General features: G+C 60.6%; 18 protein-coding genes. 10 read left to right on the forward strand and 8 right to left on the reverse strand.

Going from position 1 to position 18,461, the window contains the following annotated elements; translation table 11 throughout:
* Positions 1–54 precede the first annotated feature (54 nt).
* From CKW19_RS07805 to CKW19_RS07815, 3 genes are all read right to left on the reverse strand, one after another.
* A complete protein-coding gene (locus CKW19_RS07805; RefSeq protein WP_095057375.1) occupies positions 55–1,650 on the reverse strand; it encodes a GMC family oxidoreductase in 1,596 nt (531 codons plus the stop codon).
* 152 nt (positions 1,651–1,802) lie between these two features.
* The gene (locus CKW19_RS07810; RefSeq protein WP_095057376.1) at positions 1,803–2,348 is read right to left on the reverse strand and encodes a twin-arginine translocation pathway signal protein; all 546 of its coding nucleotides are present in this window, start codon (positions 2,346–2,348) and stop codon (positions 1,803–1,805) included.
* 28 nt (positions 2,349–2,376) lie between these two features.
* Positions 2,377–3,807, reverse strand: a complete 1,431-nt coding sequence (locus CKW19_RS07815; protein ID WP_095057377.1) for a coniferyl aldehyde dehydrogenase — start codon at positions 3,805–3,807, stop codon at positions 2,377–2,379.
* A 146-nt stretch (positions 3,808–3,953) separates the two neighbouring features.
* Here CKW19_RS07815 and CKW19_RS07820 point away from each other — a divergent pair, with 146 nt between their 5' ends.
* Both CKW19_RS07820 and CKW19_RS07825 read left to right on the forward strand, forming a co-directional pair.
* A complete protein-coding gene (locus tag CKW19_RS07820) occupies positions 3,954–4,625 on the forward strand; it encodes a TetR/AcrR family transcriptional regulator (protein WP_095057378.1) in 672 nt (223 codons plus the stop codon).
* A 34-nt stretch (positions 4,626–4,659) separates the two neighbouring features.
* Positions 4,660–5,514: a sulfurtransferase gene (locus tag CKW19_RS07825; protein WP_095057379.1), complete on the forward strand. Its 855-nt coding sequence runs from the start codon at positions 4,660–4,662 to the stop codon at positions 5,512–5,514.
* A gap of 199 nt (positions 5,515–5,713) precedes the next feature.
* On the opposite strand, the gene CKW19_RS07830 is transcribed toward CKW19_RS07825, so the two are convergent.
* From CKW19_RS07830 to CKW19_RS07845, 4 genes are read right to left on the reverse strand one after another with little or no spacing between them, the layout of a single operon-like run.
* A complete protein-coding gene (locus tag CKW19_RS07830) occupies positions 5,714–6,712 on the reverse strand; it encodes a hydrolase (RefSeq protein WP_095057380.1) in 999 nt (332 codons plus the stop codon).
* 56 nt (positions 6,713–6,768) lie between these two features.
* A complete protein-coding gene (rsmD, locus tag CKW19_RS07835) occupies positions 6,769–7,377 on the reverse strand; it encodes a 16S rRNA (guanine(966)-N(2))-methyltransferase RsmD (protein WP_095057381.1) in 609 nt (202 codons plus the stop codon).
* Positions 7,377–8,867, reverse strand: a complete 1,491-nt coding sequence (locus CKW19_RS07840) for a pitrilysin family protein (protein ID WP_095057382.1) — start codon at positions 8,865–8,867, stop codon at positions 7,377–7,379. The genes rsmD and CKW19_RS07840 overlap by 1 nt, the downstream gene beginning before the upstream one ends.
* Positions 8,860–10,215, reverse strand: a complete 1,356-nt coding sequence (locus CKW19_RS07845; protein WP_095057383.1) for a pitrilysin family protein — start codon at positions 10,213–10,215, stop codon at positions 8,860–8,862. Before CKW19_RS07845 ends, CKW19_RS07840 begins: the two co-directional genes overlap by 8 nt.
* A 342-nt stretch (positions 10,216–10,557) precedes the next feature.
* On the opposite strand from CKW19_RS07845, the gene ftsY reads away from it, so the two are divergent.
* The 4 genes from ftsY (at position 10,558) to rpoH (ending at position 14,818) form a co-directional block, all read left to right on the forward strand.
* Positions 10,558–12,156, forward strand: coding sequence for a signal recognition particle-docking protein FtsY (ftsY, locus tag CKW19_RS07855; protein ID WP_095057384.1), 1,599 nt, complete (start codon positions 10,558–10,560; stop codon positions 12,154–12,156).
* Positions 12,153–12,824 (forward strand): cell division ATP-binding protein FtsE, encoded by a 672-nt coding sequence (gene ftsE / locus CKW19_RS07860; RefSeq protein WP_095057385.1) that lies wholly within the window; start codon positions 12,153–12,155, stop codon positions 12,822–12,824. The genes ftsY and ftsE overlap by 4 nt, the downstream gene beginning before the upstream one ends.
* A complete protein-coding gene (ftsX, locus tag CKW19_RS07865; RefSeq protein ID WP_095057386.1) occupies positions 12,821–13,843 on the forward strand; it encodes a permease-like cell division protein FtsX in 1,023 nt (340 codons plus the stop codon). The genes ftsE and ftsX overlap by 4 nt, the downstream gene beginning before the upstream one ends.
* A 120-nt stretch (positions 13,844–13,963) precedes the next feature.
* A complete protein-coding gene (gene rpoH, locus CKW19_RS07870; protein ID WP_056853991.1) occupies positions 13,964–14,818 on the forward strand; it encodes an RNA polymerase sigma factor RpoH in 855 nt (284 codons plus the stop codon).
* Positions 14,819–14,950: 132 nt separating this feature from the next.
* Here the strand turns inward: rpoH and mtgA are convergent, their stop codons facing one another.
* On the reverse strand, positions 14,951–15,673 hold the full coding sequence (gene mtgA / locus CKW19_RS07875; RefSeq protein WP_095057387.1) for a monofunctional biosynthetic peptidoglycan transglycosylase: 723 nt from the start codon (positions 15,671–15,673) through the stop codon (positions 14,951–14,953).
* A gap of 74 nt (positions 15,674–15,747) precedes the next feature.
* Between mtgA and CKW19_RS07880 the strand changes: the two genes are divergently transcribed.
* From CKW19_RS07880 to trmB, 4 genes are all read left to right on the forward strand, one after another.
* Positions 15,748–16,128 (forward strand): DUF423 domain-containing protein, encoded by a 381-nt coding sequence (locus CKW19_RS07880; RefSeq protein WP_095057388.1) that lies wholly within the window; start codon positions 15,748–15,750, stop codon positions 16,126–16,128.
* A 71-nt stretch (positions 16,129–16,199) separates the two neighbouring features.
* Positions 16,200–16,400: a sulfur carrier protein ThiS gene (gene thiS, locus CKW19_RS07885; RefSeq protein WP_162184594.1), complete on the forward strand. Its 201-nt coding sequence runs from the start codon at positions 16,200–16,202 to the stop codon at positions 16,398–16,400.
* 60 nt (positions 16,401–16,460) lie between these two features.
* Positions 16,461–17,255, forward strand: a complete 795-nt coding sequence (locus tag CKW19_RS07890) for a thiazole synthase (RefSeq protein ID WP_095057389.1) — start codon at positions 16,461–16,463, stop codon at positions 17,253–17,255.
* Positions 17,256–17,264: 9 nt separating this feature from the next.
* Entirely contained in the window at positions 17,265–17,990 is a 726-nt protein-coding gene (gene trmB, locus CKW19_RS07895) for a tRNA (guanosine(46)-N7)-methyltransferase TrmB (protein WP_095057390.1), read from the forward strand.
* The last annotated feature ends 471 nt before the right edge of the window (positions 17,991–18,461 follow it).

Raw genomic sequence — 18,461 nt, forward strand, 5'->3', positions numbered from 1 at the left:
CAAGTCGCCTGTTGGGTAAGAAAGCACTATAGACGATAGGAATAATCGTCATTTTCACGGGTTTTTTAAACGTTCAGCCAGGGAAGTCGCCAGTTGCGCCGTCAGTCCGTAGACCGACAGTTGTGGGTTGGCGCCAATGCTGGTGGGGAACAGCGAGCCATCGTGGATCGACAGATTGCCCAGTTGATGATGCCGGCCGAGGCTGTCGGTCACGGCGTTTTCAGGGTCTTCACCCATCGCGCAACCGCCCATCACGTGGGCGCTGCCCAGGCGCGTGCGGTACAACTCCAGGCTCAAGCTGTCGATCAGTGTGCGGGCCTCGGCCAGGGTTTTGACGTAGCGAGCGTCAGCGTGCATTGGCATGACAGCCTTGGCGCCGCCGGCAAACTGGATTTCGGCCATGCTGTGGAACGCGCGGCGCAATCCGTCCCAAGCGTAGGGCGAAACCTGATAGTCGAGCACGGGCGTGTTGTCACCGCGCAATTCGACGCTGCCGCCCTGGCTGTCCGGGTGAAAACCGTCCCTGAGTAGCGCGAGCATGGCGTGGGTGTGGGGCAGGTTGGCCATGTGTTGTGAATTTTCCTGGCCGAACCCGCCCAGCAACGTCGCGGCGAGTGCCGGGTGCAGGGGCGGGACTTCCAGTTTATAAGCCATCTTGCCGCTGGTGCCGTCCAGCCACTGGAAATGGTCGGAATAGATCGACTGCGGCGCGCCATAGAACGGGTTGATCACTTCGTCGAACAACGCGGCGGACATGTTCACCGGGTGCAGGAATGTGCGCTTGCCGAGTCGCTTGTGCGGATCCGGCGCGCCGGAGCGCATCAGCAAGGCCGGGCTGTTGATGCCTCCGCCAGCCAGCACGAAATGCCGGGCCTTGACCGTGACGGTGCGCCCCGTCGGCGCAACACAGCGCTCGTCCATCGCCGAGCATCGTAGCCCCGTGACCTTGTCGCCGCTGATGATGAGTTTTTCCGCTCGGGTCAGGTAAATCAGCTCGCCGCCCTTTTCCAGGGTTGCTGGAATGGTGGTGACCATCATCGACTGCTTGGCGTTGGTCGGGCAGCCCATGCCGCAGTAACCGAGGTTCCAGCAGCCGCGCACATTGCGAGGGATGACATGCCAGCTGTAGCCAAGTTTTTCACAACCGTTGCGGATCACATCGTTGTTGGCGTTGGGTGGCACCCTCCATGGCGCGACGCCCAGGCGCTGCTCCATTTTTTCGAACCAGGGGGCCATTTCGGCCGGGCTGTGACCCTTCACGTTGTGCTCTTTGGCCCAATGTTCCAGGGTCGGCTCCGGGGTGCGAAAACTGGAGGTCCAGTTGATCAGCGTGGTACCGCCCACCGCACGGCCCTGGAGGATGGTGATCGCACCATCCTTGCTCATGCGGCCGATGCCTTCCTGATAAAGGCTGGCGTAGGCCTGGTCTTCGAGCAGTTTGAAGTCGGTGCTGGTCTTGAGCGGGCCTTCCTCGATCAACAGCACTTTGTAGCCGGCAGCGCTGAGGATTTCGGCGGTGGTGCCGCCACCGGCACCGCTGCCGATGATCGCCACGTCCGCTTCGAGGGTCAGGTCCTGGCTCAGTCGCGAGCCGTCATAGGTTTTCCAGCCACGGGCCATGCCTTCGCGGAACGGATCGGGTACGGGCATCTTCGGGTTCTCTTTTTATTATTGGAAATGTGGTGTGGCGGCTGACCCAATCGCGGGCAAGCCCGCTCCCACAGGGTCGAGTCGTTCACAATTGGTGCGGCCACCTCCAACCTGTGGGACCGTGGCTTGCCCGCGATGGGGTCGACTCGATTTCAAACGGTAGGCGGCCCGGGATACCCGCAATGCGCCCACGATTCCTTGCGCCCATACCAGCCCATCATCACCAGTTGCACCAACGAGCTGTGACCCATGCGCAGCAAGCTCAACGCGCTGTTTTCCCAGCGATCGAGGAACCGCCGGATGTCGTCGGCACTGGCGTTTTCCCAACTGCCCCAGATCCCGCTCAGCGGTCCGCGGGTGACGGCCATGCCCAGCACATCAAACAGTTGCTGGGTCAGCTTGAGCATTTCCGGGGACAGGTGATTGAGGTTGTAGTCCAGGCTTTTCAGGGTGCCTTCGACGGCATCGGTCATGCGTTCGACGGGCGCGGCGCCGTCGAGCATGACCGGCAGCACGGCCCGCAGAAACAGCAAGTCGGCATCGCGCAACGTGGCAAAACCATGCGCTGAAACACTCGACGAGCAGCCACTGAGGCTTGCGCCTAACCCGGCCGTGGCCAGAAAGGCGCTGGCGCCGAGGCTGAATTTCAGCAGGCCGCGCCGTGACAGCGCGGGTGTATCGGACAGGCTTGGGCTCATTATTGTTATTACCCGACAGTGACGATCGTTAGCGGATGAACAGCTTCTGGATCAGCTTCTGAATGGATTTACCGTATGGCGGGTAAATCAGTTTTGCCGCGTTGAGCCGTTGCTTGATCAGCACACCCTTGGCTTTGCTGAAGGTCAGGAACCCCTCATGACCGTGGTAATGGCCCATGCCCGAAGCGCCGATGCCGCCGAAGGGCATGTCGTCCTGGGCGACATGCAGCAGCGTGTCGTTCAGGCACACGCCACCGGAATGGGTTTCATGCAGCACGCGGTGTTGTTCGCGCTTGTCGTAGCCGAAGTAGTACAGCGCCAGCGGACGAGGGCGCTGGTTGATGTAGGCAAACGCCTGGTCCAGATCTTTGTACGGCACGATCGGCAGCAACGGGCCGAAGATCTCATCCTGCATCAAGGTCATGTCATCGGTGACATTGAGCAGCACGCTATGGCCCATACGCCGGCCCTGACCCTGTTCGAACAACGGAATCAGCAGCGCGCCTTTGCTGGTGGCGTCGCTGATGTAGCCGTTGAGTCGTGCCAGTTGTCGTTCATTGATGATGGCGGTGTAGTCCGGGTTGTCGGCCAGGGTGGGATAAAACCCGCGAACGGCAGTGCGATAGGCTTCGACGAAACCGCCGACACGGTCTTCCGGCACCAGCACATAGTCCGGGGCCACGCAGGTCTGGCCGGCGTTCAGTGTTTTGCCGAAGGCGATGCGTTCGGCGGCGTCCTTGAGCGGGACGTCGTGGGAAACGATGGCCGGCGACTTCCCGCCCAGCTCCAGAGTCACCGGCGTCAGGTTCTCGGCGGCGGCGCGCATCACATGTTTGCCGATGCTGGTGGCGCCGGTGAACAGCAGGTGATCGAACGGCAGTCGCGAGAACGCCACGCCGATGTCAGCTTCGCCCAGCACCACGCAGACCAGATCTTCGGGGAAGATTTTCGCCAGCAGTTCTTTCATCAGCAAGCCGGTGGCCGGGGTCGATTCACTGAGCTTGAGCATCACCCGATTGCCCGCCGACAGCGCGCCGACCAACGGGCCGATGGCCAGGTACAGCGGGTAGTTCCACGGCACGATCACACCGACCACGCCCAACGGCTGATAAATCACTTTGGCCGACGCTGGCTGGAAGGCCGCACCGACTTTGCGCCGCGAGGGCTTCATCCAGCTTTTGAGGTGCCGGCTGGCGTAATGAATGCCGTGCAGGCTGGGCATCAATTCCGCGAGCAGGGTTTCATCGGCGCTGCGGTGGCTGAAGTCCTGGCTGATCGCCTCGATCAGGGCCTGGCGTTCATTGCTCAATAAATCCTTCAGCGCCTTGAGCCATTGCTGGCGCTGGGCTGCCGGTGGCATCGGGTGGGCGGCATAGGCGGCGCGCTGAGCATCAAACTGGCGCTGAAGCTCTCCCAGCGGCTGCTGTAGGTTTTGCAGGTAGGAAATATCAGCAGTCATGGTCGGCTCCGGATTTATTGTAATGAGGTACTTTTTAGAGTCTATGCTCTAAAAAGTCAAATACCATCCAGGAACAGCTTGGTTTTATCCGCTCGCAGATAGATCTAAGATGCCCGCCAACGCACTCTGAAATTAAAGCTCAAGCCATGGCCCCACGGATCAAAACCAGCGAGCGCATCGTGCAGAACAGCCTCGAGCTGTTCAATCAGCAGGGCGAGCGCAGCATCAGCACCAACCACATTGCTGCCCACATGGAGATTTCTCCGGGCAACCTGTACTACCACTTCCCTAACAAGCAGGCGATCATCGCCGTGCTGTTCAGTGAGTACGAAAGCCTGGTCGACAGCTTCCTGCGTCCGCCCCAGGGTCGCGCCGCGACGGTGGAAGACAAGCGCTTCTATCTCAAGGAGCTGCTGTCGGCGATGTGGCGCTACCGGTTCCTGCATCGTGACCTGGAGCATTTGCTCGACAGTGATCCGGACCTCGCCGATCGCTATCGACGTTTTTCCCAGCGCAGCCTGATTCACGGAGCGGCCATCTATGAAGGCTTTGTCGCCGCCGGCATCCTGAAGATGGACCGGGTGCAGATCGAATCCCTGACGCTCAATGCCTGGATCATCCTCACCTCGTGGGTGCGTTTTCTGTGCACTACACGGGAGAACTCCAGCCATCTCAGTGAGCAGGCGATCAAGCGCGGGGTATATCAGGTGCTGGTGCTGGAGGCCGGGTTCGTCACGGATCAGGCGCGCGACGAAGTGAATGCCTTGTTCGAAGAGTTTTATGTGCCGCTGGCCCAGGCGCTTGAGGAAGTGAAGTAGCATCGAATTCCGAAAACAATCACAGGAGCCCGTTATGCCCATTGCGCAATTGATCAGCCCGCAAGCACTGGACCTGAAAAAGGACCAGCCGGGGTTGGTGATTCTGGATTGTCGTTTTGCCCTCGAAGACCCGGATTACGGTCAGCGCAGCTACGCCGAAGGGCATATCGCCGGCGCGGTGTTTGCCGACCTTGAGCGTGATCTCAGCGGGAAAGTGGTCAAGGGTGTGACCGGGCGGCATCCGTTGCCGGAGCCGGAAGAGTTGATCGAACACCTGCAAGCCTTCGGCATCAACGCCGACAGTGAAGTGGTTTTGTACGACGACGGCCCAGGTGCCTATGCGGCGCGGGCCTGGTGGTTGCTGGCCTGGCTGGGCAAGCGCGATGGCGTGTTTATCCTCGATGGCGGGCTCAAGGCCTGGCATGCGGCCGGTTTGCCACTGAGCCTGGACGCACCGTCGATCACCCTCGGTACGTTCATGGGCAGTCCGGATGCTTCGCTGCTGCTTGATGCCGAACAGCTGCAAAAACGTCTCGGCCAACCGTCGCTGACCTTGATTGATGCCCGTGCTTTGCCACGTTTCAAAGGTGAAGTGGAGCCGATCGATCCGATTGCCGGGCACATTCCCGGTGCGCAGTGTGCGGCGTTCACTGACAACCTTGGCAGCGACGGGCGTTTCCTGCCGGCCGATCAGCTCAAGCAGCGCTTTGCCGCGAAACTCGGCAATCGCTCACCCGACGATCTGGTGGCTTATTGCGGTTCCGGCGTGACGGCTTGCCACAACCTGTTCGCGCTGTGCCTGGCGGGTTATCCGCTGGGGTCGTTGTATGCCGGGTCGTGGAGCGAGTGGATCAACGAGCCTTCCCGAGGCATCGCCACCGGCGAATAAATCACCACAAATCTCCTGTAGGAGCGAGCTTGCTCGCGATGGCGGCGTTACATTCAGTATCTGGGTTGGCTGATACACCGCCACCGCTAGCAGGCTAGCTGTGTAAACCCACCACGTTGTTCACAAATGCTATCCGGCTAAACGGCGGCAAATAATTCAAACTGGCATGCGGGCGCCGGTCTTGATCAGCCTCCATGGCTCACTCGCGCCCAACGGCGGCGAGCCACTGGGGAATGCGTCGCTCCAGGTAGTAACCCGGTTGCCGTACCGTGCCGTCGACAAATCCGACATGCCCGCCCCTGGCCTGCAACTCGAACTGCGTGCAGGCGGACAACTCATCCGCGTGCGGCAAGCTGTGGGGAAATACGAAAGGGTCGTCGGCAGCCTGGATCATCAAGGTGGGTGTACGAATCTCGCCGAGGAAATAGCGGCTTGAGGCGCGGCGATAATAATCTTCGGCATCACTGAAACCGTGCAGCGGTGCGGTGACGCGCCCATCGAAATCCCAGAACGTGCGCATGTTCTCCAGTGAGCCGAGCGCGGCCAAGGCTGCCAGTCCATCCTCACGCCCGTCGTGCTGGAATTGCCGCTGCTTGTTCTTGATGTAGGCCACCATCTCGCGCATGAAATGCGCCTGGTAGACCTTGGAGAACCCCTGACCGATGCGGTCGGCGCATTGGTCCAGGCGAAACGGCACCGACACCGCCGCCGCGCCGAGTACGCCGCTGTCGCTGCCGGTCTCTCCGAGATACTTGAGCAGGACATTGCCGCCCAGCGAATAACCCACGGCATACAACGGCGCGAGGGGGCGCTTGGCGCGCAAGTGTCTGATGGCGTCGGCCAGGTCTTCGCTGGCGCCGGAATGGTAACTGCGGGGCAGCAGATTGGGCTCGCCCGAGCAACCGCGCCAGTTCAGCGCAACGCTGGCCCAACCCCGATCACCCAGTACTTTTTGCATCCCGGCCACGTAAGGCGAATTCGACGATCCGGTCAGACCGTGCAGCACCAGCACCAATGGTGCATCGACGCTGTGCGGGCCATGCCAATCGAGGTCGAGGAAGTCGCCATCGTCGAGCCAGAGGCGTTCTCGCTCGCGTTCGATGTGCGTGGTTTTGCGCCACAGCGGACCCCACAAGGTTTGCAGGTGCGGGTTGCCGAGGCCGAAGGCGGGGGTGAAGCGTTCTGGCAGATGGGACACGATGATTCTCGATGCAGCGGTGCGTACCGGGTACGCACCGTTTTCATGCCGGTCGATTAACCGGTGATCTCTGTCATACGTTGCCACAACGTGTAGTAAACGCGCCCGGATTTTTGCTCGCGGTGCAGGCGCCAGTTCTGTGGCAGGCCCTGCGTCGAAGGCGCGGATTCGCTTTCGGTGTACACCCAGGCTTCATCTGCCAGCCATTGGCGTTCTTCGAGCAAGGCGCAAACGGCGGGCAGCAGGTTCTGGTTGAACGGCGGGTCGAGGAATACCAGGTCGTAGGCCGTTGCGGTCTGGGTTTCCAGATAGCGCAGGGCGTCGGCGGTCTGGACCTGGCCGTTGGTGCAGCGCAACGTGCCGAGGTGTTCCTTCAGGCTGGATACCGCGATGCTGCTGGCGTCCAGCGCCTGGCCCATGGCGGCACCACGGGACAAGGCTTCAAGAAACAACGCGCCGCTGCCGGTGAACGGGTCGAGCACTTTCGCGCCCGGCACGTAAGGTGCGAGCCAGTTGAACAGGGTTTCACGCACGCGGTCCGGCGTCGGGCGCAGGCCCGGGGCGTCAGGGAAACTCAGCTTCCGGCTGCGCCATTCACCGCCGATGATGCGCAGTTGGTTCACGCCGTTATGGACGTTCTTGGCGGGTTTTTTTGGACTGGCCATTAATGCTCCGGAACCCCGAGCGGTTGCTCGGAAGGTTTATCAGTAGGGGCCGGTAACGGCTTTTGCGGCACGGTCGGGCCAGCGCTGACGATGACCATTTTGTCCGTGCTCAGGTGTTTGTTCAGTGCTGCTTTGACGTGTTCGACGGTCAGGCTCTGGGACTGTTGCATGAAGTCTTCCAGATGACTGAGCGGCAGATTATAGAAGCCGATGGCACCGAGTTGGCCGACGATATCAGCGTTGCTGGCGGTGGACAGCGGGAAGCTGCCCGCCAGTTCGCGCTTGGCGTCGTCGAGCTCTTTTTCGGTCGGCCCGGTTTTAAGGTAGTCGGCGAGCACATCCTGCACCAGTTTCAGGGTGCCTTCGCTCATCTTGGCGCGGGTTTGCAGGTTGATCAGGAACGGCCCTCGCACCTGCATCGGGGTGAAGCCCGAATACACGCCATACGCCAAACCACGCTTCTCACGCACTTCGCTCATCAGGCGGGTGCCGAAACCGCCGCCGCCGAGGATCTGGTTGCCCATGGACAAGGCGGCGTAGTCCGGATCGTCACGGTCGATGCCCAGTTGCGCGAGCATCAGGTTGGTCTGTTTGGACGGAAACTCGATGTGGCCGATGCTCGCCTTGGGTTCGGTCGGTTGCGCGATTTTCGGCAACGCCGGACCTTTGGGCAGGGCAGCGGAAACCTGGGCGGCCATCGCTTCGGCTTCTGCGCGGGACAAGTCACCGACCAGCGCGATCACCACGTTGCCGGATGCATAGGCTTTTTCGTGGAACTTGCGCAGCTGCGCAACGGTAATCGCCGGAATGGTTTTCGCCGTGCCATCGCTGGCATGTGCGTAGGGATGATCGCCGTACAAGCGGTTCATCAGCTCAAGGCTGGCCAGTTTGCCGGGACTCTGTTTCTGGTACTCGAAACCGGCAAGCATCTGGTTCTTGATGCGGGCAAACGAGTCGGCAGGGAAGGTCGGCTTGCCGACGACTTCGGCGAACAGTTTCAGGGCGGGTTCGCGTTTGTCCGAAGCGCTCAGGCTGCGCAGGGAGGCAACGGCCATGTCTTTAAAGGCACCGTTGCCGAAATCGGCGCCCAGCCCTTCGAAGCCTTGGGCGATGGCGCTGACGTCCTTACCGGCCACACCTTCGTTGAGCATGGCGTTGGTCAGCGTGGCCAGGCCCGGTGCGTCGCCGTCCTGGCTGCTGCCAGCGGAAAAGATCAGGCGCATGTCGAACATTGGCAGTTCGCGGGCTTCGACGAACAGCACCTTGGCACCTTCGGCGGTGCTCCAGGTCTGCACGTCCAGTGTGCGGTGGCTCGGTGCCTTGCCGTTCAGTTCGGCCAGCGATTGCAGTTTCTGGCTGGCCTTGGCCTTGTCGAGGGCTTCGCTGGCAATGGTTTCGCCGGAACGCGAGAGGTAGAACGCGGCAGAACCAATAACGGCAACGGCGACCAGGCCAATCAGGACCAGGCGGGAGGGTTTGCGCTCACTCATGAGTCGTCTCCAGTGGCAGTACATGGGCGACGCTGAGACGTTCGCGGGTGAAATACAGCTTGGCGGCTTTCTGGATATCTTCCGGCGTGACGCTTTCCAGGTCGGCCAGTTCGGTGTCCATCAGCTTCCAGGACAGGCCGACGGTTTCCAATTGGCCAATGGCGGTGGCCTGGCTGGTGATCGAATCACGCTCGTAGACCAACCCGGCGATGACCTGGGCGCGGACACGTTCCAGTTCTTCAGTGGACGGTGCGGTGGTTTTCAGCTGTTCGAGCAGCTTCCACAAACCGGCTTCCGCCTGGGCGATGGTTTTGTGTTTCTGAGCGTTTGGCGTCGCCGACAAGGTGAACAGACTGTCGCCACGGGTGTAGGCGTCGTAACTCGACGAACCGCCAGACACCAACTCTTCGCCGCGCTCCAGTTGCGTCGGAATGCGTCCGCTGTAACCGCCGTCGAGCAGGGCCGAGATCAGGCGCAGAGCGTTGATCAGGCGCTTGTCCTCGGCGGTGGCGATGCTTGGCACGTTGAACGCCAGCATCAGGCTCGGCAATTGGGTCTGCACATGCAGGGTCAGTTGGCGTTCACCAGGCTCGGCCAGCTCCAGCGGTTTTTTCGCGGCCGGCACATCGCGTTTGGCGATCGGGCCGAAATAGCGTTGGGCCAGGGTTTTGACTTCGTCCGGGGTGACGTCGCCGACCACCACGAGCGTGGCGTTGTTCGGCACGTACCAGGTTTCGTACCAGTGGCGCAGTTCTTCGACCTTCATGCGATCAAGGTCGGCCATCCAGCCGATAGTCGGCGTGTGATAGCCGCTGGCCGGGTAAGCCATGGCCTTGAAGCGTTCGTAGGCCTTGGACATCGGCTTGTCATCAGTGCGCAGGCGACGTTCTTCCTTGATGACTTCGATTTCCTTGGCGAACTCGTCGGGCGGCAGGCGCAGGCTGGCCATGCGGTCGGCTTCCAGCTCGAAGGCTACGCCCAGGCGATCACGGGCCAGCACCTGGTAGTACGCGGTGAAGTCGTCGCTGGTGAAGGCGTTTTCTTCAGCGCCGAGGTCGCGCAGGATCAACGACGCTTCGCCAGGGCCGACTTTGTCGCTGCCCTTGAACATCATGTGTTCCAGGGCGTGGGACAGTCCGGTGTTACCGGGCGTCTCGTAGCTGGAGCCGACCTTGTACCAAACCTGGGAAACCACTACAGGCGCACGATGGTCTTCACGCACAACCACCTTCAAGCCGTTGTCGAGGGTGAATTCATGGGTGGGTTGCGGGTCGGCAGCCAGGGCCGAAAGTGGCAGGCAGACTGTGCTGAGCAGCAGGCCTGCGGCGCGGCGGGCTAGAGCAATCATTCGTTTTTAAACCTTTGGGGCTGCCCGCTTGTTCTTAGCGTCAGCGGGCGAGAGGGTGCTAGGATACTGATCCGTTTTACTGGCGGCCACGCCTATCAGGCCTTTGACGGCCTGCAGGTTGCATGGGTTACCGGCAGAAACTTTGAGTTTGTCAGCTAAACTCTGCGTTTTCGCCGACGATGCCGTTCCAGTCCTTCGTATTAGTCGACCTTTGAGGCGCTGTTGGTGCCTCGACAAAATGTTGCGCGTGAACAAGCTGGATCAATCGCAGTCTGTTCTGCATCGAATATTTATTTGCCGGGGCGCCTTTGGCGCGTCGCTACCGTGAGATAGCCGTCCTCCATGTTTGGTTCCAACGACGACAAGAAGACCCCAGCTGCGGCTGGCGAGAAGAAAAGCCTGTTCGGATGGCTGCGCAAAAAGCCGCAGGAACCCGTCGTCGAACAGCCACAACCGATTCCTGAGCCCACGCCGGTATCGGTAATAGAAGAAGCGCCTGCGCCGGTTGTCCTGCCGATCGCCGAAGCGGTGCTGCAACCCACAGTTGAAGCCGTTCCCGAGCCTGTCAGCGAAATCGTCGCTGAGGCTCCTCCGACCCAGGCCGCTGCGCCGTGGCTGACCCTGCCGGTTTCGGAAGAGCCAGTGGCGCTGGTCGAAGATGATCGGGCGCCGCATGTGACACCGTCGATTCCGGCGCCGACAGGGTTTACGCCAGCGCCGGTTCAAGAACCTGTGGCTGAGCCGGTTATTGAACCTGTTGTTGAGCCCGTCGTTGTGGCCGAGCCAGCGCCGATTGCCAGCGAACCGGTGGCTCCGGTATTCGTTGCCCCGGTTGCCCCGGTTGCCCCGGTTGCCCCGGTTGCCCCGGTTGCCCCGGTTGCCCCGGTTGCCCCGGTTGCTCAGATTGCTCCAGTCGCTCCGGAGCCCACACCTGTTCCCGCTCCGGTGCTTGAGCCGGTCGCTGCACTGGTCGAGACGCCGGTCGAACCCGCACGTACCGAAGAATCCAAAGCCGGCTTCTTTGCCCGCCTCAAGCAGGGCCTGTCCAAGACCAGCGCCAGCATTGGTGAAGGCATGGCCAGCCTGTTTCTGGGCAGGAAGGTCATCGATGACGAGTTGCTCGAAGACCTCGAGACGCGCTTGCTGACTGCCGACGTCGGTGTTGAAGCCACCTCGGTGATCATCCAGCGTCTGACCCAGAAGGTTGCACGCAAGGAACTGGCCGACGCAGACGCGCTGTACAAATCCCTGCAGGCCGAGCTCGCCGCGATGCTCAAGCCTGTCGAGCAGCCGCTGAAAATCGTCTCGCAGAACAAGCCGTTCGTGATTCTGGTGGTCGGCGTCAACGGCGCCGGCAAAACCACGACCATCGGCAAACTGGCGAAGAAGCTGCAGTTGGAAGGCAAGAAAGTCATGCTCGCTGCCGGCGACACCTTCCGCGCTGCAGCCGTCGAGCAGTTGCAGGTCTGGGGTGAGCGCAACAAGATCCCGGTGATCGCGCAGCACACGGGCGCCGACTCGGCCTCGGTGATCTTCGATGCCGTGCAGGCCGCCAAGGCCCGTGGCATCGACGTGTTGATCGCCGACACCGCCGGTCGTCTGCACACCAAAGACAACCTGATGGAAGAGCTGAAGAAGGTTCGCCGGGTGATCAGCAAGCTCGACGCCGATGCGCCGCACGAAGTGCTGCTGGTGCTCGATGCCGGTACCGGCCAGAACGCCATCAACCAGGCCAAGCAATTCAACCAGACCGTCGAACTGACCGGCCTGGCGCTGACCAAGCTCGACGGCACCGCCAAGGGCGGGGTGATTTTTGCCCTGGCCAAGCAATTCGGCCTGCCGATCCGCTACATCGGCGTCGGTGAAGGCATCGACGATTTGCGTACTTTTGAAGCAGAACCCTTTGTCCAGGCATTGTTTGCCGAGCGGGAGCGTTCATGATTCGTTTCGAACAGGTCGGTAAACGCTACCCGAACGGTCACGTCGGCTTGCATGAGCTGAGCTTTCGAGTCCGTCGGGGCGAATTTTTGTTTGTCACCGGCCATTCCGGCGCCGGTAAAAGCACCTTGTTGCGCCTGCTGCTGGCCATGGAGCGTCCAACCAGCGGCAAATTGCTGCTCGCCGGGCAAGACCTGAGCACCATCAGCAACGCGCAGATCCCCTTCCTGCGTCGTCAGATCGGCGTGGTGTTTCAGAATCACCAGTTGCTGTTCGATCGCACGGTGTTCAACAACGTTGCGCTGCCCTTGCAGATCCTCGGCCTGTCCAAGGCCGAAATCGCCAAGCGCGTGGATTCGGCGCTGGAGCGCGTGGCCCTGTCGGACAAGACCGACTTGTATCCGGGCGACCTGTCCACCGGTCAGCAGCAGCGTGTGGGCATTGCCCGCGCCATCGTCCACCGCCCGGCCTTGCTGCTGGCGGACGAACCGACCGGTAACCTCGACCCGCGTCTGGCCGCTGAAATCATGGGTGTGTTCGAAGACATCAACCGCCTCGGCACCAGCGTGCTGATCGCCAGTCACGACCTGGCCCTGATCGCCCGCATGCGCCACCGCATGTTGACCTTGCAACGCGGTCGATTGATCGGCGACGGGGAGGCTGCGGAATGAGTGCAACACGTAGTCCCAAGGTTTCCGAACGTGTGGCCCCGAAGGCCGCCGACCCACAGCCACAGAAGAAAAAGCGCGACGATGACGACGGGCCGGACTTTGCCACATTGTTCCGTGCCTGGATTGAAAGTCATCGCGCCAGCCTGCTGGACAGCCTGCGTCGGCTGGGCAAGCATCCCATTGGCAGTTTTTTCACCTGCATGGTGATGGCGGTGGCCCTGAGTTTGCCTATGGGGCTGTCACTTTTGCTAAGCAACGTCGAGCGTCTTGGCGGTTCCTGGCAGCGTGCGGCGCAGATCTCCCTGTACCTCCAGCTCGAAGCCAGTCCGGCGGAAGGCGAATCCCTGCGCGAGCAGATCAAAGGTATGCCAGGCGTGGCGGATGCAGAATTCGTCGGTCGGGATCAGGCGCTTGAAGAGTTCCAGCAGCAGTCCGGTTTGGGCGATGCGCTCAAGGAATTGCCAGAGAACCCGCTGCCAGGCGTGGTCCTGGTGACGCCGAAGGAAGTCGACAAGCCTGCGCTTGAAGCATTAAGACAAAAACTATCCGAGCTTCCGAAGGTACAACAGGCGCAACTTGATTTAGTGTGGGTCGAGCGTCTGGCAGCCATCCTCAAGCTGGGCGACCGATTTGTCTTCGGTCTGACCGTGCTTCTGGTTTCTGCATTACTTTTGGTGATAGGCAATACCATTCGTCTTCATATTGAAAACCGCCGCACAGAGATAGAAGTGATTAAACTGGTCGGCGGCACTGACAGCTATGTGCGCAGGCCCTTTCTCTATATGGGCGCGTTGTATGGCTTTGGTGCGGGGGTTCTGTCCTGGGGGGTGCTGGCGTTTGGCCTGGACTGGCTGAACGACGCGGTGGTTGGGCTGGCCGGTTTGTATGGCAGTGATTTTGCGTTGGCCGGTGTGCCGGTTGCCGACGGTCTGTCTCTCTTGCTTGGCGCGGTGCTGTTGGGGTATATCGGTGCATGGATTGCAGTCGCACGCCACCTGAGGGAGCTTGCGCCTAAGTAGTATCATTTTGCTCGTATTGACCTTTCAGCGTTTTTGGGTTTTTGGGAACTTGTTTTTCGGTTTCCGGTCAATTTTCGCAGTGCTGAACTGCACGAGTTTGTAAGTCGGAGGTTTTTTCGTATGACCAATTCTTTGCAACCTGCATATGCTCTGGTCCCGGGTGCGAACCTGGAGGCCTATGTGCACACCGTCAACAGCATTCCATTGCTGACGCCGGAGCAGGAGCGTGAACTGGCCGAGAGTCTCTATTATGAGCAGGATCTTGAGGCGGCTCGGCAGATGGTGCTCGCCCACCTGCGGTTTGTCGTACATATCGCCCGTAGCTATTCCGGCTACGGTCTGGCTCAGGCTGACCTGATCCAGGAAGGTAACGTCGGCCTGATGAAGGCTGTGAAGCGCTTCAACCCGGAAATGGGTGTGCGTCTGGTTTCGTTCGCCGTGCACTGGATCAAGGCTGAAATCCACGAGTTCATCCTGCGTAACTGGCGCATCGTGAAAGTCGCGACCACCAAGGCCCAGCGCAAGTTGTTCTTCAACCTGCGCAGCCAGAAGAAGCGTCTGGCGTGGCTGAACAACGAGGAAGTCCACCGTGTGGCGGAAAGCCTCGGTGTGGAGCCTCGGGAAGTGCGCGAGATGGAAAGTCGCCTGACCGGCCATGACATGGCCTTCGACCCGGCTGCCGAAGCCGACGACGACAGCGCTTTCCAGTCGCCGGCCAACTATCTGGAAGACCACCGGTATGATCCGGCCCGTCAACTGGAAGACGCTGACTGGAGCGACAACTCCAACCACAACCTGCACGAAGCGCTGGAAGTGCTGGACGACCGCAGCCGTGACATCCTCTACCAGCGCTGGCTGGCGGAAGAAAAAGCCACGCTGCATGACCTGGCGCAGAAGTACAACGTATCGGCCGAGCGTATTCGTCAGCTTGAGAAGAGCGCGATGAACAAGCTCAAAGTGTCGATCGCCGCCTAAACGCGGTACAGGCAATAAAAAAACGCCCCGATCATTGATCGGGGCGTTTTGTTTTTAGGGGCAAAAGATCGCAGCCTTCGGCAGCTCCTACAGGAATACGCGATCCAATGTAGCTGCCGAAGGCTGCGATCTTTACTGCGCCCAAGGCGCCCGGCGCGAATCATTAAGGCCGACCAGATAGCTGTCGCCACCCAGCTGGCTCATCTGCCGCCGAATCCAGCCGGCCCGCCGCGCCACGTACCCGGTCGGATGGCTGGCACTCCATACCCGAGGATTGGGCAATACGGCAGCGAGCATGCTCGATTGTTGACGGCTGAGGTTCTTGGCGCTCACACCGAAATGATGCCTGGCTGCCGCTTCGGCGCCAAACACGCCGTCATCCCATTCGACACTGTTCAGGTAAACCTCAAGGATCCGCTGCTTGGGCCAGAAAATTTCGATCAGCCCGGTGAACCAGGCTTCCAGGCCTTTGCGCAGCCAGCTGCGGCCGGACCACAGGAACAGATTCTTCGAGACTTGCTGGCTGAGCGTGCTGGCACCGCGGATGGTGCCGCCAAGTTCGTTGTGGGCCAGGGCTTTCTGAATCGCGCCGAAGTCGAAACCCCAATGCTCCGGGAATTTCTGATCTTCGCCCGCAATCACGGCGAGCTTCAGGTCATCGGAGATCTTGTCCCAGGGTTCCCAGTCACGTTGCAGATCGATAGGTTCGCCGTCGAACCAGGATTCGATCTTGCGCTCGACCATCAGCGTCGTCCCCGGTGGAGGCACGAACCGAAAAATCAGCACCAGCAAAACGCTGCCGCCCATGAACCAGAGCACGGCCTTGGTGAAACGACGGAAATAGATACGCAGCATAGAGATGGCTTGGCCGAACCCGTTGAGCGGGCCATTATACAGACCCTGCTGATCGAGACTGACTGGAGTTCTTCATGCTGCGTGGCTTTTTGATGCTGGCCGCTTTTTTCGGTTTCACCGGTGTCGGTCTTGGGGCCTTTGCCGCCCATGGATTGAAAAACCGCCTGAGCGCCGAGTACCTGGCGATTTTCCATACCGGCGTCACCTACCAGTTGGTGCACACACTGGCGTTGTTGGGCGTCGCATTACTGGCCACGCAGATTCCCGGGCGTCTCGTGACGTGGGCGGGTGCATCGTTTGCCATCGGTATCTTGTTGTTCTCCGGCAGTCTGTACGTGTTGACGCTGACCGGTGTCAGCAAGCTCGGGATCATTACGCCTTTCGGTGGCCTGGCCTTCCTGGTGGGCTGGTTTTGCCTTGGGTTGGCCGCCTGGCGCTTGCCACTGACCGCTTGACGCTTGTTGCTGACCTTTAGGTCATGATCGGGCTAGAATGCCAGCCCCTAAAAATGATGGCGGCATTCGGCATGCGCATTCAGTTGAACGGCGAATCCTTGGAACTGCCCGACGGTGAAACCGTTGCGGCCCTGCTTACCCGTCTGGACCTGACCGGTCGCCGGGTGGCGGTCGAACTCAATCTGGATATCGTCCCGCGCAGTCAGCATGCAGACACTGCATTGAACGACGGCGACAACGTCGAAGTGGTGCACGCCATCGGCGGCGGCTAGCAGCCTCGGCCCAGTGGCCACAGAATTCTGCAAGTACCTCACCCCTACAGAGGATTTCCCATGAGCATCGTTCGTAGCGACAAGCCTTTCGTCCTGGCCGGTCGTACTTACCAGTCGCGTTTGCTGGTCGGTACCGGCAAGTACCGTGACATGGAAGAAACCCGCCAGGCCATCGAAGCCTCGGGTGCCGAGATCGTCACTTTCGCCGTGCGCCGCACCAACCTCGGTCAGATCGAGGGCGAGCCGAACCTGCTCGAAGTGCTGTCGCCGGATCGCTACACCTTCCTGCCAAACACCGCCGGTTGCTACGACGCTATCGAGGCCGTGCGCACTTGCCGTCTGGCCCGTGAGCTGCTCGATGGCCACAATCTGGTGAAGCTGGAAGTGCTGGCCGATCAGAAAACCCTGTTCCCCAACGTGATCGAAACCCTCAAAGCCGCCGAAACGCTGGTCAAGGAAGGTTTTGACGTGATGGTCTACACCAGCGATGACCCGATCATCGCCCGCCAATTGGCGGATATCGGCTGCATCGCGGTCATGCCGCTGGCCGGTCTGATCGGTTCGGGTCTGGGCATCTGCAATCCGTACAACCTGCAGATCATCCTGGAAGAAGCCAAGATTCCGGTGCTGGTGGATGCCGGTGTGGGTACCGCGTCCGATGCCACCATCGCCATGGAATTGGGTTGTGATGCGGTGCTGATGAACTCGGCCATCGCCCACGCCCAGCAGCCAGTGATGATGGCCCAGGCCATGCAACACGCCATCCTTGCAGGTCGCATGGCCTACCTCGCCGGCCGCATGCCGAAAAAACTCTATGCCAGCGCCTCTTCGCCGCTGGATGGTCTGATCAAGTAAGAGCCATTGATGACTGAATCGAACGACACGCCAATCCCGACGGAAGAAGGCGACGAGCGCCAACACCGCCGCATCAAGAGTTTCGTGATGCGCGCCGGGCGCATGACCGAAGGCCAGCAAAAGGGCCTGGAGCAGGGCACGCCGCTGTTCGTGCTGCCACTGGCCGATGCGCCGGTGGACTTCGACCAGGTGTTCGGTCGCTCGGCTCCGCGCTCGCTGGAAATCGGTTTCGGCATGGGCCATTCACTGCTGGAAATGGCCGCGGCTTCGCCAGACCAGGACTTCATTGGCGTGGAAGTACACCGTCCGGGTGTCGGCGCGCTGCTCAATGGCGTGCTGACGCAGGGCCTGACCAACCTGCGGGTCTACGATTGCGATGCGATCGAAGTGCTCAACCGTTGCGTGGCCGATAACAGCCTCGATCGCCTGATGCTGTTTTTCCCGGACCCGTGGCACAAGAGCCGTCATCACAAGCGCCGTATCGTTCAGGCATCCTTCGCTGAGCTGGTGCGCAGCAAGTTGAAAGTCGGCGGCATTCTGCACATGGCCACCGATTGGGAACCGTACGCCGAGTACATGCTGGAAGTGATGAACGTTGCGCCGGGTTATCGCAACCTGGCTGAAGACGGCAAGTGCGTGCCCCGCCCGGCCGAGCGCCCGATCACCAAGTTCGAACGCCGCGGCGAACGTCTTGGGCATGGCGTGTGGGATTTGAAGTTCGAAAAACAGTCCTGACCCGTACAACCTGTAGGAGCCGGCTTGCTGGCGATGGAGTGTCAGTCGACATTGAGGTGGCTGACCCACATCGCCAGCAAGCCGGCTCCTACGGTTTTTTGTGCGTCCCGAAATCAGCGGCGGTCGGCAACTACGCCAGTCCCCGTAACCCGGCTGAATACGGCAAGTGCGTATCACGTCCAACCTGTAGGAGCCGGCTTGCTGGCGATGGCGTGTCAGTCGACATTGATGTGGCTGACCCACATCGCCAGCAAGCCGGCTCCTACGGATTTTTTGTGCGCCCCGAAATCAGCGGCGGTCAGCGACCACGCCAGTCAACGCCGGTACCCGTAACCCGGCTGAATACGGCAAGTGCGTATCACGTCCAACCTGTAGGAGCCGGCTTGCTGGCGATGGAGTGTCAGTCAACGTTGAGGTGGCTGACCCACATCGCCAGCAAGCCGGCTCCTACGGTTTTTTTGCGCGCCCCGA

Origin of the sequence: Pseudomonas sp. Irchel s3f7, assembly GCF_900187615.1 — a bacterium.
Lineage (GTDB): Bacteria > Pseudomonadota > Gammaproteobacteria > Pseudomonadales > Pseudomonadaceae > Aquipseudomonas.

Coding starts and splice junctions, on each gene's coding strand:
- trmB (WP_095057390.1), top strand. CDS start 17,265: ATGACTGAATCGAACGACACGCCAATCCCGACGGAAGAAGGCGACGAG.
- mtgA (WP_095057387.1), bottom strand. CDS start 15,673: ATGCTGCGTATCTATTTCCGTCGTTTCACCAAGGCCGTGCTCTGGTTC.
- CKW19_RS07810 (WP_095057376.1), bottom strand. CDS start 2,348: ATGAGCCCAAGCCTGTCCGATACACCCGCGCTGTCACGGCGCGGCCTG.
- CKW19_RS07840 (WP_095057382.1), bottom strand. CDS start 8,867: ATGAGTGAGCGCAAACCCTCCCGCCTGGTCCTGATTGGCCTGGTCGCC.
- CKW19_RS07825 (WP_095057379.1), top strand. CDS start 4,660: ATGCCCATTGCGCAATTGATCAGCCCGCAAGCACTGGACCTGAAAAAG.
- rsmD (WP_095057381.1), bottom strand. CDS start 7,377: ATGGCCAGTCCAAAAAAACCCGCCAAGAACGTCCATAACGGCGTGAAC.
- ftsE (WP_095057385.1), top strand. CDS start 12,153: ATGATTCGTTTCGAACAGGTCGGTAAACGCTACCCGAACGGTCACGTC.
- ftsY (WP_095057384.1), top strand. CDS start 10,558: ATGTTTGGTTCCAACGACGACAAGAAGACCCCAGCTGCGGCTGGCGAG.
- CKW19_RS07890 (WP_095057389.1), top strand. CDS start 16,461: ATGAGCATCGTTCGTAGCGACAAGCCTTTCGTCCTGGCCGGTCGTACT.
- CKW19_RS07815 (WP_095057377.1), bottom strand. CDS start 3,807: ATGACTGCTGATATTTCCTACCTGCAAAACCTACAGCAGCCGCTGGGA.
- ftsX (WP_095057386.1), top strand. CDS start 12,821: ATGAGTGCAACACGTAGTCCCAAGGTTTCCGAACGTGTGGCCCCGAAG.
- CKW19_RS07805 (WP_095057375.1), bottom strand. CDS start 1,650: ATGCCCGTACCCGATCCGTTCCGCGAAGGCATGGCCCGTGGCTGGAAA.
- CKW19_RS07845 (WP_095057383.1), bottom strand. CDS start 10,215: ATGATTGCTCTAGCCCGCCGCGCCGCAGGCCTGCTGCTCAGCACAGTC.
- CKW19_RS07820 (WP_095057378.1), top strand. CDS start 3,954: ATGGCCCCACGGATCAAAACCAGCGAGCGCATCGTGCAGAACAGCCTC.
- rpoH (WP_056853991.1), top strand. CDS start 13,964: ATGACCAATTCTTTGCAACCTGCATATGCTCTGGTCCCGGGTGCGAAC.
- thiS (WP_162184594.1), top strand. CDS start 16,200: ATGCGCATTCAGTTGAACGGCGAATCCTTGGAACTGCCCGACGGTGAA.
- CKW19_RS07880 (WP_095057388.1), top strand. CDS start 15,748: ATGCTGCGTGGCTTTTTGATGCTGGCCGCTTTTTTCGGTTTCACCGGT.